Annotated in this window: 13 protein-coding genes and 1 riboswitch; of the genes, 6 read left to right on the plus strand and 7 right to left on the minus strand. The window is 38.7% G+C overall.

Going from position 1 to position 15390, the window contains the following annotated elements; translation table 11 throughout:
* Window positions 1-60: 60 nt before the first annotated feature.
* From nikC to F1560_RS13945, 4 genes are all read left to right on the plus strand, one after another.
* Window positions 61-963 (plus strand): nickel transporter permease, encoded by a 903-nt coding sequence (gene nikC / locus F1560_RS13930; RefSeq protein WP_149475236.1) that lies wholly within the window; start codon window positions 61-63, stop codon window positions 961-963.
* A 16-nt stretch (window positions 964-979) separates the two neighbouring features.
* Window positions 980-1936 (plus strand): ABC transporter permease, encoded by a 957-nt coding sequence (locus F1560_RS13935; RefSeq protein WP_149475237.1) that lies wholly within the window; start codon window positions 980-982, stop codon window positions 1934-1936.
* A gap of 80 nt (window positions 1937-2016) precedes the next feature.
* The gene (locus F1560_RS13940; protein ID WP_149475238.1) at window positions 2017-3069 is read left to right on the plus strand and encodes an ABC transporter ATP-binding protein; all 1053 of its coding nucleotides are present in this window, start codon (window positions 2017-2019) and stop codon (window positions 3067-3069) included.
* Window positions 3035-4054 (plus strand): ABC transporter ATP-binding protein, encoded by a 1020-nt coding sequence (locus F1560_RS13945; RefSeq protein WP_149475239.1) that lies wholly within the window; start codon window positions 3035-3037, stop codon window positions 4052-4054. The genes F1560_RS13940 and F1560_RS13945 overlap by 35 nt, the downstream gene beginning before the upstream one ends.
* Window positions 4055-4273: 219 nt before the next feature.
* On the opposite strand, the gene F1560_RS13950 is transcribed toward F1560_RS13945, so the two are convergent.
* Complete coding sequence (locus F1560_RS13950) at window positions 4274-5887, minus strand: glutathione ABC transporter substrate-binding protein (RefSeq protein WP_149475240.1); 1614 nt, start codon at window positions 5885-5887, stop codon at window positions 4274-4276.
* 403 nt (window positions 5888-6290) lie between these two features.
* Between F1560_RS13950 and F1560_RS13955 the strand changes: the two genes are divergently transcribed.
* A complete protein-coding gene (locus tag F1560_RS13955; RefSeq protein ID WP_149475241.1) occupies window positions 6291-7100 on the plus strand; it encodes a serine hydrolase in 810 nt (269 codons plus the stop codon).
* Between the two features lie 18 nt (window positions 7101-7118).
* Window positions 7119-8399, plus strand: coding sequence for a hypothetical protein (locus F1560_RS13960; RefSeq protein WP_149475242.1), 1281 nt, complete (start codon window positions 7119-7121; stop codon window positions 8397-8399).
* 43 nt (window positions 8400-8442) lie between these two features.
* Here the strand turns inward: F1560_RS13960 and F1560_RS13965 are convergent, their stop codons facing one another.
* The 6 genes from F1560_RS13965 to F1560_RS13990 form a co-directional block, all read right to left on the minus strand.
* The gene (locus F1560_RS13965) at window positions 8443-8757 is read right to left on the minus strand and encodes a hypothetical protein (protein ID WP_149475243.1); all 315 of its coding nucleotides are present in this window, start codon (window positions 8755-8757) and stop codon (window positions 8443-8445) included.
* 157 nt (window positions 8758-8914) lie between these two features.
* Complete coding sequence (locus tag F1560_RS13970) at window positions 8915-12091, minus strand: DEAD/DEAH box helicase (protein WP_149475244.1); 3177 nt, start codon at window positions 12089-12091, stop codon at window positions 8915-8917.
* 251 nt (window positions 12092-12342) lie between these two features.
* Window positions 12343-13530 (minus strand): MFS transporter, encoded by a 1188-nt coding sequence (locus F1560_RS13975; RefSeq protein ID WP_149475245.1) that lies wholly within the window; start codon window positions 13528-13530, stop codon window positions 12343-12345.
* Between the two features lie 186 nt (window positions 13531-13716).
* Entirely contained in the window at window positions 13717-14031 is a 315-nt protein-coding gene (locus tag F1560_RS13980) for a DMT family transporter (protein WP_149475246.1), read from the minus strand.
* Entirely contained in the window at window positions 14031-14372 is a 342-nt protein-coding gene (locus F1560_RS13985; protein WP_149475247.1) for a DMT family transporter, read from the minus strand. Before F1560_RS13985 ends, F1560_RS13980 begins: the two co-directional genes overlap by 1 nt.
* 129 nt (window positions 14373-14501) lie before the next feature.
* Window positions 14502-14599, minus strand: a riboswitch (guanidine-I (ykkC/yxkD leader).
* Between the two features lie 53 nt (window positions 14600-14652).
* The gene (locus tag F1560_RS13990; RefSeq protein WP_149475248.1) at window positions 14653-15267 is read right to left on the minus strand and encodes a superoxide dismutase family protein; all 615 of its coding nucleotides are present in this window, start codon (window positions 15265-15267) and stop codon (window positions 14653-14655) included.
* Window positions 15268-15390: the final 123 nt, after the last annotated feature.

Consider the following 15390-nt stretch of genomic DNA (forward strand, 5'->3'; position numbering starts at 1 on the left):
TCTTCACCAGGCTTTTTGAACTACCTTTTTAATCTACTTATGAAAGGAAGTTAGTAATCTATGAGCCAGTCGACAGAACATATTGAAAACACTAGGACCGTGATAAAACCTCCTAACCCGCGATTCAAAAATTGGAAAATAGTATATCGAAAACTAAAAAAGAATAAATCAGCAATGGTTGGCGGTTTTCTCATTCTATTTCTTATAATTGTCGCAATAATCGGTCCATACTTTACGCCATATGCACCGAGTACACAAGATATTCTTAATAAACTCCAATCTCCGTCAGCGGATCATTGGTTGGGGACGGATAACTTCGGACGAGATATTTTTAGCCGAATTATTCACGGCACCCATCTTACCTTAATCGTCGGGTTTTTCTCTGTTCTACTTGGTGGTGCAGCAGGAGTTCTTATTGGAATTACCGCTGGTTATTATGGAGGAAGAATAGATAGTATCCTTATGAGATTAATGGACATACTACTTGCTTTCCCTAGTATTTTACTTGCACTTGCAATCGTAACCGTGCTTGGAGGAAGCCTGCAAAATGTTATTATCGCTGTTGCTATCTCATCAGTTCCTGTATTTGCTAGAATTGTTCGTGGTTCTACGTTATCTGTGAAGAAGCTCGAATACATTGATGCAATGCGAGCTCTAGGAGCTAGTGACGCTCGGATTATTTTTAAACACATTTTTCCAAATATTACTTCACCAATTATTGTACAAGCAACACTTAATATAGCTACTGCTATTTTATCTGCTAGTGGATTGTCTTTCCTAGGACTCGGAGCACAGCCACCACAACCTGAATGGGGTGCGATGCTAAGTGATGGGCGTAACTTCCTATATAATGCACCACATGTTGCTCTTTTCCCTGGGCTTGCCATTGTACTCGTAGTACTAGCATTCAATATGCTTGGTGATGGTTTAAGAGACGCATTCGATCCGAAGACAAAAGAGTAGAAAGAGGTGAAAGATCTTGTTTAAGTTTATTATCCGAAGAATCATTCAAACAATTCCTGTTTTAATCGGGGTTTCAATTCTAGTATTTAGTATGATGCACTTAGTACCAGGGGATCCTGCTCAAATTATGGCAGGTGAAAGTGCACCAAAGGAACAAGTTGAAAATATTAGAGAAAGATTGGGTCTAAATGATCCATTACCAGTTCAATATTTTAATTATGTAAAGGATGCTGTTCAGGGTGATCTTGGAAACTCCATGCGTAGTGGACGAGATGTAACAACTGAAATTGGCGCACGGTTTTGGGTTACATTAGAACTTGCGATTTACAGTACAGTTCTTGCCGTATTTGTGGGACTTATTGTAGGAGTCATATCAGCTACGAAACGATACTCTTTCGCTGATACATCGCTTATGATTATTGCACTTTTCGGGTTATCCATGCCTAACTTCTGGCTTGGACTTATGCTTATCCAATGGTTTGCCATCGGTATTGATCTCCCTAGCTGGGTTCCATTCATTAATGACACTAGTTGGTTTAAACCATCTGGTTGGGGGAGCTTCGCACAGGTCGTATTACCAGTTGTAACCCTGGGTACCGCTAGCGCAGCCATTATTGCAAGAATGACACGCTCAAGTATGCTCGATGTAATTGACCAAGACTATATCCGTACTGCAAGAGCAAAAGGTGTTAAAGAACGCGTTGTTATTTACCGACACGCACTAAAAAATGCATTAATACCTGTTGTTACGGTAGTTGGTCTTCAATTTGGAGGACTACTTGGAGGAGCTGTTCTTACAGAAAGTGTATTTGCTGTTAACGGTATGGGTAAATTAATTATTGATTCCATCCGAGCTCGTGACTTCCCAGTTGTCCAAGGGACCATTTTAGTTGTAGCTCTATTATTTATCTTCGTCAACTTAGCAGTTGATATTACGTATCGCTATTTAAATAAACGTATTGATTTAGACTGATCGTTTTAAATTTTAAACATATGTTCAAAAAGTACTATTTGAACATCCTTTACTAGATTGTCAGAAAGGAGTTTCTCAATATGACAAGTGCACCAAATTCCTATGAAAATATATTGGAACTAAATGATTTACAGACCTCCTTCTTTACAAAAGACTTAGAGGTTAAAGCAGTTGACGGTGTTTCTTTTGCAATTCCAAAAGGGAAAATTCTCGGCGTCGTTGGGGAGTCAGGATCAGGTAAAAGTATTACCTCCCTTTCCATTCTTCGCCTTCTTAAAGAGCCCGGAAAAATAGTTGGTGGTGAAATCAAGTTTAAAGGGGAAAACCTGCTTGATAAAAGTGAAGCTAACATGCGTAAAATACGCGGTAATGAAATATCAATGATATTCCAAGAGCCAATGACTTCGTTAAACCCTACGTTTACAGTTGGCCAACAAATTAGTGAAGCTTATAAAATCCATCAAGGGTTAAATAAAAAACAAGCAAAACAACGTTCCGTTGATATGCTGAAATTAGTTGGAATTCCTTCACCAGAAAAGCGTGTGAATCAATATCCACACGAGCTTTCAGGAGGAATGAGACAGCGTGTTATGATTGCAATGGCGCTCGCCTGTAATCCAGAATTACTCATCGCTGATGAACCAACAACAGCACTTGACGTAACAATCCAAGCACAAATCTTAGACTTAATTAAAGACTTACAAGAACGACTCGGTATGGGTGTGTTATTAATTACGCATGACCTTGGTGTCGTAGCGGAAACATGTGATTACGTTGCTGTTATGTATTGCGGAAAAGTTGTCGAGTATACCGATACGAAAACATTATTTAAGGATGCTAAGCATCCGTATACTGTTGGGTTAATGAAGTCTATTCCCCAACACGACCAGGATATTGAAGGTGATCTAGCTGTAATTAGAGGATCAGTTCCTAGCCCTGCAGAAATGCCTAAAGGGTGTCGCTTTGCACCACGCTGTCCATTTGCGACAGAATTATGTAGAGAAAAATTGCCTGACCTCGTTACAGATGAAGAAGGAAATCAAATTCGTTGCTGGATCTATTCAGATGAATGGGATGGCGATCCGGAGGTGAATGTTCATGCAGAAACAGAAAGAACTACTGAAAGTTACTGATTTAAAACAATATTTCCCGATTAAAGGTGGGATTTTAGGTCGTACCGTAAATCATGTAAAAGCTGTGGACGGTGTATCCTTTACAGTGTATGAAGGGGAAACATTAAGTATTGTAGGTGAATCTGGTTGTGGAAAATCCACAACAGGAAGAGCCATTTTACGTCTTGATGAACCAACATCCGGTGAAGTTGAATTCGATGGGAAAAATCTGCTTGCATACAATAAAAAAGAAATGAATAAAATTCGTAAAAACATGCAGATCATTTTCCAAGATCCATACGCGTCGATTAACCCACGCCACACAGTACGCCAAATTTTAACAGAAGCGATGGAAATTCAAAACTCCGTACCAAAAAATGAACGGAATGATCGTGTAATTGAATTAATGGAAACCGTTGGTCTTGGGCCACACCAAGCAGACAGACTTCCGCATGAATTCAGTGGTGGTCAACGTCAGCGTATCGGAATTGCCCGAGCTCTCTCTGTTGATCCACAGCTAATCATTGCCGATGAGGCTGTATCAGCGTTAGACGTTTCGATTCAAGCACAGGTTATTAATTTATTGAAAAAGCTACAACGTGAATTCAAATTAACGTATTTATTTATCTCCCATGATCTAGGTGTTGTACGTCATATTTCAGATCGAATTATCGTGATGTACCTAGGAAAAATCGTAGAAATTGCAGATAAAAAATCTTTGTTTGAAAACACAATGCATCCGTACACAACGGCATTGCTCTCTGCAATTCCAAGTACAGATGTAGAAAAGAAAAAAGAACGGATCATCTTAAAAGGTGATGTACCTTCGCCAATTGATCCACCAAAAGGCTGTAGATTCCATACCCGTTGTCCATTTGCAACCGATCTATGTCGAACAGAAACACCAGAGCTTCGTACAGCAGATGGAATGTTAGAGGGGCATATGGCAGCATGTCATTATATGGAGGACATTAAAGCCGGGAAGCACCAACCTACCACAGTTTAATCGTTATCAACAGAAGCGTTCATTATTAAAATGAGCGCTTCTTTTTGTTGATTACGCAACGGTATTGATAGTTTCTTTGATTATTATGTTGTCTCACAGCATTGAAATCTGATAGTTTCCTAAGCCAAAATAAAAAGGCCCTAAGGTATTTTACTTGTACCTTAGGGCCTTTGTCGAATCCTTCAAACACGGATACACTCCGAGAATGCAAAGCGTTTATTATTCTTGAATAGATACTTCTTGTAACTGCAGGATCCCAGTAGGTAGTTGTGTTAATCCTTGTACCTTATCACTAACACCTAATAGGAACTCCTGATGATGGATATAAAGCATTGGTGCAATATCAGTTAACATCGTCTGAATTTCGCTGTATAGCTCAAGACGAGCGTCAGGGTCTGCCTCTTGGCGAGCTTCTTCTAACAATGCATCTAACTCATCATCTTTTACGAATGTACGGTTTCCTGGTTCTCCAACATTGTCAGAGTGGAACAATGGATATAGTCCATAGTCTGCATCTCCTGTAACTGTTGACCAGCCAAGGATGAACATATCGTGTTCACCTTGGGCAGTCTGCTCAAGGTATGCACCCCACTCAAGAACTTCAATTTCTACTTCAATACCAAAATCAGCAAGTTGAGCTTGTAGGTTTGTTGCTGTATCCATACGCTCTGGGCTATCGTTTGTCCAAAGTGTTGTAGAGAATCCATCTTCATAACCAGCTTCAGCCAATAGTTCTCTAGCACGATCTGGATCATATTCTAGTCCAGGTGCATTTTCATCATATCCAAGTACACCTGGTGCTAAAGGTCCAACTGCTGGTGTACCATTACCATCATAAATACCTGTAATAATTTGCTCTTTATCAACAGCCAAGTTGATTGCTTGACGAACTAATGGATCGTCAAATGGCTCTTTTTCCATATTAAATCCGATATAAGATAAACTTACACTATCTTGTTTCGCTGGGTTTGCACCGTCCATTGCTTCAATTTGAGCAACATCGTTCGGGCTAATAGGATCAGAAATATGTGATGTGCCTGTTTCTAATTCAGCAACACGTGTTAAGCCTTCCCCAACAACTTTAAATGTTACAGAGTCAAGCAAAGCTTGCTCTCCCCAATAATCTTCGTTTTTAACAATTGTAATTTGTGTTCCTGGTTGCCATTCTTCAAATTTAAAGAAGCCGGTACCAATTGGTTTTTCGTTAATAACACTTCCTGGATCTTGTCCATTTTCCATTGCAGCGTAGTCTTCCTCAATGATATCTGCAGAAATGATTCCGCCACCATTATGCGCTAAGTGAGCTGGAAGTGGTGAAAATGGGTATTCTGTTGTAAAGCGAATTGTATAGTCATCTACTACTTCAATATCTGTAATCATTTCATAGAGAAACAGACGTGGTGATGCAACTTCTGGATCTAATATACGTTCAATGCTTGCTTTAACAGCTTCTGCATTAAAGTCCGTTCCATCATGGAATTTTACGCCTTCACGTAATTTAAATTCCCATGTTGTATCATCAATTGCTTCCCAGCTTTCTGCTAGGCTTGGTTGTACTTCCATATTTTGATCTTGCTTTGTTAATGATTCAAAGATATTTGCTTGAACGTTACTTGATGGAGTATCGTTTGAACCAGCTGGATCTAAAGAAACAGCATCTGATAGAGTTGCAATAATTAGATCTTGATCTCCAGCAGGTGTAGCATCTTCTGTACCTTCATCTGCTCCGTCATCACCAGCATCATTTTCATCTGGTTCGCTTGCACATGCTACTAAAACACTAAGTAACAGTCCAAAAACTAACAATAATAATGACTTTTTAGACAATTTCATGTTTTCTAACCCCCAATTTCTTTGTAATAGCTTTGTAAATAAATTTTAATAAAGCTATCTTCCAATATATTACCCTATAATTCTAAAATTTACAATGTTATATGATAATATTTCAATATAATTTGATTATTTTCATAGTCACTACGCTCTAGGTATATAATCATGTTATTAGACTGAACTTCCGTTATGTAAGCGATTTAATTGGGTCAAAAGTATAATCTTTTCTTAGGGTCAATTGTTATCTTTATAAATTCATAGAGGGAGTAGATGGACTACTATAGCCCTTGTCTTGTACTTTGTCTTCTTACAAATTAACCAGATTTCTTGACAATATTATGAAAATTCAATATGATATACTTTAAAAAGAATACTGTCTTAAACGATAGTTAGGTGGAAATAAGCAATGAATCTAAACCAATTAAAAACAGCTCTACTTTCTATTTCCCCTAGTAATCTCGACAAGATATCCATTGTTGTTCAAAGTTCAGAAGGGTCTATCGGAATTAATGCAAATACTCCAAGAAAGGCTGCAAGTATTGTTAAATTATTTATTCTTGCTGAGGTATTGCAACAAATTGAGGCTGGTAGCGTCCAAAAGGAACAACTTATTTCTATTCAACCAGAGGAAATGGTAGAAGGTGCTGGGGTCATCAACTATTTAACAAACCATGACACGTATAGTTACCAGAATTTAGTGGAGCTCATGATCATCGTTTCCGATAACACTGCTTCAAACATATTACTCGATACGATCGGTATCGAACGTCTGAATTATTCTATCAAAAAGCTCGGTTGTCAGCATACCACGATTAATCGTAAATTTATGGATCATCAAGCACAAGCAAACGGGGACGAAAATATGACTACCGCAACTGATGTCGCTTACTTACTTAAGCTTTTTTCAAATGAAAACGGTCCCTATAGCAGCAGTATTCGTAGGGAAGTACGAAGGATACTTAAAAATCAACAATTCAATCATAAATTATCAGCATTTCAAATGGATGATTGTAAGCTAAAGATTTACCATAAGACAGGTGAATTGCCCGGCGTAGAGCATGATGCAGCTATTATGGAATCAAATGGAAAGAAGTTAGAGGTTGCTGTATTAACGGAAGGATGGGAAAATAATGGCATAGCACATCATTTCATGGGAGAAGTCGGCAGGTATTTAATGAACTATGTAACAAATGGGTCATTATCTAAAAAACAGTAAGGGATCGGAGTGTACGGCATGAAAGTTAAAATTGCAGTTTTTGGAATTGAAGAAATGATAAAGCGTGTACATACACTAGCAAAGTATGATGAAAATATTGAAGTCCTTCCGTTTACATATACACATTCAAGTGAAACGCTCGAATTAATTGAAAGGGCTTTCATGTGTGATGTTTATTTATTTACGGAAGCAACGTCCTATTTATATGTCAGAGACAAAATAAAAAAGAAACGATTACCAGCAGTACAGGTTGCTTTTGATGAATACATGATACTCACCTCTTTTTATCGTTTAAGAAACGATTATAAACAAGAACTTGATCGTATTTCCATTGATATACTTAACGGACAGCATGTTGAGGCGGTTAGAAAAGAACTTAACTTTGATACGAAACAAATCTATCATTATAGCTATGGGGAGGATGAATCCCTTGATATTCAAAAAATCACTAGCTTCCACAGAAAGCTCTGGGATGAAGGTAAAATCGATTATATACTTACATCAAGTAAAGAAGTAGAGATACAATTAAAGAAAGCTGGTATTCCTGGCAGTTGCATGATTATTCCAGAGATAAATTTATTACATGCCATTCAATCTGCCAAATCACTTACCGAACTGAACCAACACAAGAGCGCCCTTCTTGTAGCAGGATATATCCGCATTAAAAACCAAGATCAACTTGGCGAGCAAGAATTGGAAGCACTCACCACTAAAATGCAACACATTTTAGATCGATTTGCTGAGCGAACCGATTCACTGCTCACGGATAAAAATGATTATCAATTTGTGATTGTTGGCACGGGAAAATTAATCGATCATTTACAAAATCATTATCGAGACTTTCCGCTTACGCGTGAATTTGAAGCGGAGTTAAATCTCCCGATCGACATCGGATTTGGTCTCGGTCTATCTGCAAGTGAAGCTGAAGCACATGCACATTTAGCCTTGGAAAAATGCAAAAATGAAAATCATAGCCTCTGTTATATTGTCAATGAAAGAAAGGATACAATTGGCCCGATTGGCATTCGCAGAGATATCGATACATCTCGACTATTCCATGCACTAATTCATAAAGCACGATTAAATAATGAGCTTTCCTATAATTTCATTGATTTTATAACGGATAGAAATAATGAACCGTTCTCTTCAAATGATATTGCCGCCTATTACAAAGTTACAAAGCGAAGTGCAGAGAGAACCGTCAATAAACTCCTCTCTGGTAACGTCATTAAAGTATCTGGAGAAGAACGTCCTTATTTAAAAGGAAGACCACGGAAACTATTTTCACTTAATAATTAACAAGTATAGCAGGGTTACAGCGCTAAACCCTGCTACTTCTTCTTTATTCACCTATTTTAAAGCCATTATTCTCTATTAAGCGTTGCATCGCCTCATCCAAATCTTCCTCTTCCACCTGAGCTTCAAGCAAATGTGTTACTTGCCCTTCACTTCCTTCTGCATCATGATTTCTCAAACCGATTGTGCCGATAGCTCCCCATGACTGTCCAATTGGGATAAGTGGTACATAACTAATTTTTTCATCCGTATCGGGAATCTGATCAACAATAATGTTGTTAACTCTAAGTACTTGGAGTGCAGATCGTGCCGATTCTGCATTATTCTCTGAGTCAAAATAAGCGAGAATTTTTCGTGACATAGACGTGTACATCCCTTCGAAGGTTTGTACGTATCGTTCCCTTATTTACAGAAAACAAACATATCTGTGAATAACTTACCTTTTTGAGAAAGCAAAGGCAGCTAGGGAAGTCCAATTACTTCCCTAGCTGCCGCAAATAAAAGGTAACAAGTAGCTCCTATAAACTTAGCAGCTCACGAATGTCATCTTCACTCAAGCTAGAAAGCATGGTTTCTCCAGGCTGAATAACTTGATCGATTAGTTCGCGTTTTTTCTGCTGTAATGCATAAATTTTTTCTTCAATCGTTCCTTCTGTTACGAGTCGAATAACTTGAACAACATTCTTTTGACCAAATCGATGTGCGCGTCCGGTCGCCTGATCTTCTACAGCAGGGTTCCACCATAGATCGTATAAAATAACTGTATCAGCCCCGGTCAAGTTCAAACCCGTTCCGCCAGCTTTTAGAGAAATAAGGAAAATACTATTCTCACCATTATTAAATCGATCGCTCATTTCAACACGCTCTTTTGCAGGGGTTTGCCCGTGAAGGTAAAAATAGCCGAACCCTTCCTGCTCCAAACGCCCCTTAATAATGTCATGCATGCTTGTAAACTGGGAAAAAATCAGCATGCGCTTTCCGCTTTCAATCGCTGTTTTAACGGTATCCATCAATTGTTCCAGCTTACCAGAATAGCCTTCATAATTCTCAATGAATAACGAAGGATGACAGCAGAGTTGGCGAAGACGTGTTAAACCAGCAAGAATCTTCATCCTATTTTGCTGGAAGCCACTTTCCTTCATGGATTGTGCTGCTTCCTGCTGTACCTGTCTTAAATAACCGACATATAAATCCTTTTGCTCTTTAGTCAGCTCAGAAACATGAACCGATTCAATTTTATCAGGCAGCTCTTTCAGCACATCCTTCTTCAGCCTTCTTAAAATAAACGGCCGTGTAAGCATCGCAATCTTTTCATTCGATAACTGTTTAAAGCTCCGCTGATTTGGCATCAGTCCTGGCAAAACAACTTGGAAAATAGCCCATAGTTCATCGATTGAATTTTCGATTGGTGTGCCACTTAATGCAAATCGACGTGCTGCCTTTATTTCACGGATGGCGCGTGATGTTTTCGTCGCATAATTTTTAATGTATTGCGCTTCATCCAAAAACATGGATTGAAATGAAAATTCACGATAAATTTCAATATCCTGTCTTAACGTTGCATAGGAAGTAATCCAAACATCCGTATCTGCTGAAGCTTCAATCAATTGATGACGTTCTTCAGGGGTTCCTGTAAGAACAACGACAGACATATGGGGAGTAAATTTCTCAAATTCATTCTTCCAGTTATAGACGACTGAGGAAGGAGCTACAATTAGATGTGTTCCAGCACCTTCTTGTTTCTCTGATGCGATATAGGCAATGCTTTGTAATGTTTTCCCAAGCCCCATATCATCCGCTAAAATACCACCAAGGTGATAGTTACTCAACGACTTAAACCATTGAAATCCAGTCATTTGATAGTTTCGCAACGACGCTTGCAGCTGTTCCGGCAGCTCGTATACCTGTTCTTCCGGAGACTTCAACTGATGTAACAATTGTCGAAAGGACGGATCGTAATTCTTTTTCGTATCGATAAGCTCATCTAACTGTGTTCCTCGATAAACTGGCATATGAACGTTGCCATTTAGCAAGTCTTCTTTATGAATTTGCATCTCGTCAAAAAAACGCTTGATAGAAGTGAATTCTTCTCCTTCTAGTGATAGCAGCTCTCCACTTCCTAAACGATAATAGCGTTTCTTTTCAATCACAGCATTTAAAATTTGATTGATTTCAGAATCATCAACACCATTAATGTCAAAGCCGATTTCTAACAGATTTGATGTACCTTCTAAACGAACACTCGTACTCGGCTGTGCTTCGTTTTCAATAATCATCCCGCGGATTTCCGATGTTAAGAACAGTTCAACCTCTTTATCCAATAATGGGAGGATATAATACAGAAAGTCATACAGCTCTTCCTCATCCGCTTCAATATAGAGTTCCTTCCCATTATAATGGAAATTTGCTTGTTCAATCAGCTGCATAATTTGCTGTTCTTTTTCCACGTCACGGATAATGATAAGCTCATTATCCTTTCGACCATTAAATGGATCAATCAATTGCTCACCATAATGGTATTCCAACCTACCAATAATCCAATCTGCTTTTACTTCTAAATACAATTTTGCTCGTAAAGGCACTTGAATAATTTCTGCTGTAATCGTCTCCGATACCTCTACCCCACCAATCTTTTTTAGCGATGGAAGTACTTCTGATAAAAAGACGTCAGCTTGTGCTTTAGGTATCGGTAATTGTAAATCATGCATCCCGAATTTCGTAACTTCTTCAAGAACCTGTACCTGCTCTTTTGTTGGGTAGTAAAACATACCTTCATGGAATAGCATGTCATAATACGGAAAATACGTCGCTTCTTCTGCATCTGCCATCTTCATTAGCAGATCGTTTTGATCGTTTTTCGTCAGTGAAAAGCGAAACGGTAACACATCCCTTTCCACCCCAATATGCTGAAAGCTTTTCTGTTGTGATTCTACTGTAAAATCCCGTTCTGCAAGCTTTTCAAGCAGCTCTTTCGCTGCAAGCGGTGGAATCGTAATATAACGCTTATCTCCGCTATTTCCTTCATAATGAAATCTGCTATAGCCTTGATACATTTCCTCATTTCGTTTAATAGCAAAGAGCATTTCAAATAACTCCAAATCCTTTTGCAGAAAATAATGCGTATCTGGATGGAAGATAAATTTTTTCGTAAAATAGTATTCGTTCCCTTGTAATATGTTACCGAGAAATTGGTATGCATCCTTTACAACATAGCAATGTTTTTCACCTGTTCGTATCTCTATTTGTAACTGATGGTCAAATCCCCAGTTGCAGTAATATTCTACGTGCATCGGATGCTTATTTGGCAATATCTCTGGCTGCACATTTTGCTGCGGAAGCGTACGTAATGCCTGTATAAACTTATTTGTCAGCTGATAGTTTGGTTTGGACGGCGCATTCGGAACAGCTTGCTCCTTATTCGCTATTTGCATTAACGTAGCTGCAATATGTTTACACGTGCCAAAGGTTTCAAAAGCAGGACAATCGCAATACGTATCAATCGATCCGTTTGTATAATCCTTCATATTGATCTCAACAAAGTAATCCTCCGAACCATGGACCGTAGCCGTCCACACTTGGTAATTGATATCATATAAAAGATCGCTCACTTTATTTTGTTTATAATAATCCTTTCCGCGCTTATAGGTAGTCGGCGGGAACAGTTTTTGGATATTAATATCGCTTATTTTTTTCAAAATATGTGTAACCTACCTTCTATAGGATGTTCAAAAATCCGGTATAAATGAAACATCGAATTTCTTTAGATTTATTGTAAACGAGGGAGCTGCGATTGTGAAATTATTCCAATCAATATTAGCAAAATTGTCACTCTCAAGCCTTTAAGTGGACGCATTCGTTGCACTTATACAGATAGGCAAATGTATAAACTTGCCTATCTGCCAAGCGTAGCCGATTCTTTGCTAAATCATACTATATGGTACGTTTCTTAGGCACGTCTTTTCGCTTTGATGTATAAGTAAATGTATAACAGCATGGATAGCAACACCGATCCAGCTGAAGCAATGTAAATGGATCCATAGCCTAGGAAATAGGCAAGCTGACCAAAGGCAATGGCTCCAATTCCGATTCCTAAATCAAAAAAGGAGTAGAAGGTTGCATTCGCCATTCCTTTTCGGTGATTAGGGGCCTTTTCAACCGACCAAGCTTGTAATGCAGGCTGCACACTACCAAACCCAAGACCGTATAACCCAGCACCAATCAGTAAAGTGGTCGTATTTGGGAGCCATGCTAACAAGAGCATCGCAATAAAAATAAGGACTGTTCCTGGTAAAAATACATACAGATGCCCTTTTCGATCATAAATCTGCCCAGAAAACGTTCGAGATATCATTAAAAAGATAGCATAGACGAGAAAATAGAGTTGTATTCCTTCCACATTTTGTTCAATCGCATAAATCGGAAGGAATGTTGCAATCCCACCAAATGTAGCAGTGATAAAAAATAATAATAGCGATGGCTGTAATGCTGTTTTTTCAAAAATATCAAACGCAACCGTAGCGGTTTTATGCTCCGATTGATCGACTTTTTTATAATGAATGCGAGAAGCAATAATGAATGCGATGAGTCCAAGTGCAGCACATATTAGAAAAAGCTCTGAAAAGGAAATAATTCCAACTAACGTTAAACCGAGTGCGGGACCGAATGCAAGTGCCAGGTTACCGGATAATCCAAAATAACCCATTCCCTCTCCTCGACGATCAGGCGGGATTATATCGGTCGCAATCGTTCCACCAGCTGTTGTCGATAATCCCCAGCCAATTCCTTGTACGATTCGGATGACAAATAAGAGCACAATACTCGCAATAAAAGCATAGGCACCAATAGAGAGAACGAAGATTGCTAAACCTAGCATGTAAACAAACCCTCTCCCTTTTGACTCTAAGGCATGACCTGCATATGGACGAAAAATCAATGCAGAAAATGTAAAAATCCCTACAACCATTCCGACTAATTGGTCACTGCCACCTAACTCCTTTACAAACAATGGGAGCGTTGGAAGTGTCATCTGAAAGCCTAAAAAGACAAAAAAGTTTGCTATACAAATAAACACAAAATCACGTGTCCATATCCTCTCACGAGTTTCGGCTGAATTCACCTTAAGTTTCGGACGCATAAACGCCTTCCTTTCTTCCTTGCTAACATTCTATTATACATGAGTTCATGCAGAATTAATATGCAAACAATTCGAGTTACGAAGTTTTTTCAAGATGAATAAAGAAAGGTACATATACGTTCCCATATATGTACCTTCCCTATCTGCTTTCAATATTCAGTTCTATATCAACTAAATTAGGGCCATTTAGGAGATTAATTTTAGTCCAATCGCCGCACCCAAAACCATTGCTATAAATAATATCCGTCTCCAGTTTTTCGACTCCCCATATAAAATCATGCCAAGTATTGCTCCACCAGAAGCACCAATCCCAGTCCATACGGCATAAGCTGTACCCATCGGCAATGTTTCCATTGCATAAGCAAGGAATATAAAACTTGCTCCAAAACCACCAATTAATAGGACAAACGCTTGCCAGCTTCGGTCTTTATGCAACTTATTAATCATGGCAACGCCAAACATTTCAAATAATCCTGCTAAAACTAAAGAACCCCATGCCATTAGGATACCTCTCCTTCCTGAACCTTTTCATCCGTGACTAATTTCAACCCAATAACACCTGCTAGTAATAATAAAATTAGAAGCATTTTACTCCATTTAAAGGCTTCTCCAAAGAATAGAATTTCAGAAAAAACGGTACCAGCTGTCCCTAACCCCACAAACACGGCATAAACCGTTCCAACGGGTAGCTTTCGTCCAGCCATTATCATTAAATAAAAACTAATAAAAATTGCAATAACCGTCCCTGTCCACGTCCAAAAATCATAAGCGTGCTTTAATCCAATTACCCAAAACACTTCAAAGAAAGCAGCAATAAACACTTTTACCCAGTTTGCATTCATTTGAAACGGCACCTCCAAGTTTATTTTCACCAATAAAATAGGCATTTATCAAAATTGCATCACTCGTAGAAAACATGTTCGTTATCTGCCAAAAAAAGAAAAAAGCCTCAGAGACAACCGTTAAACAGTTTCTCCCAGGCTTTTATCCTTCCGTGACACAGTAGATACTGTGAGTTTTCTCTCGGACCAGACCAACAGGTTGTTGCGGAACCCTAGAAAACATTCAGTATATGCAATTACCTTAGATTATACACAAATTCGCAGTAAATTCAAGATTTTTTTATTCACCAATTACACCGCATGCAATACGATCGCCCGCATCTCCAGCAGGTTGTGACGTGTAATCATCTGCTTCAGAGTGAATGACCAATGCTGTTCCTTCCTCGGTATACAATGTATTTTCACCTTCTTTATCCAATGTAAGCATATCAGCCGTTACTTCCGCTGTTACTGTTCCATCTTCAGCCACTTCAATATTTTCTAAATCACCTGCATGTGGACCATCTGAATGATCAAATCCATGCTCATCGTTTGTCGGATTATAGTGGGAACCTGCAGATTCGAAATCTGGAGGATCACATTGTCCAACCTCATGAATATGGAAGCCTTTTGTTCCAGGTGGTAAGTTTTCCCCTTCTAATTTGATGTCTACTCCCGAATCCGCAGGCGTTAGCGTTGCTGTTCCAACTACTTCTCCTTCTGGATTTTGTAAGGAGACTAAGACTTCTTCTTCTGCTGTTGCATTAGGGTCTTCTACCCCCTCTTCATTGTTCGTGTCGTCCTCAATCGGTGCACCATTTTCGTTTCCTGTATCTGTTTCATTCTCTGCATTTCCACATGCCGTTAATACCGTAGCAAAGATTAATGCGAAAACAATCATCACCCAACGCTTCATTATGTCATCTCCTTTTTAAGGTTATATTACTAATGTTTCACAATCTAGCAGGTAGTTAAACATATCTGTGCAAGAATCCTATATTTGTACTAGCTAAGTTAGATAAAAAAATCGAAAGTCCTA

It is taken from the genome of Oceanobacillus polygoni (assembly GCF_008304605.1).
Taxonomy (GTDB): domain Bacteria; phylum Bacillota; class Bacilli; order Bacillales; family Amphibacillaceae; genus Oceanobacillus; species Oceanobacillus polygoni.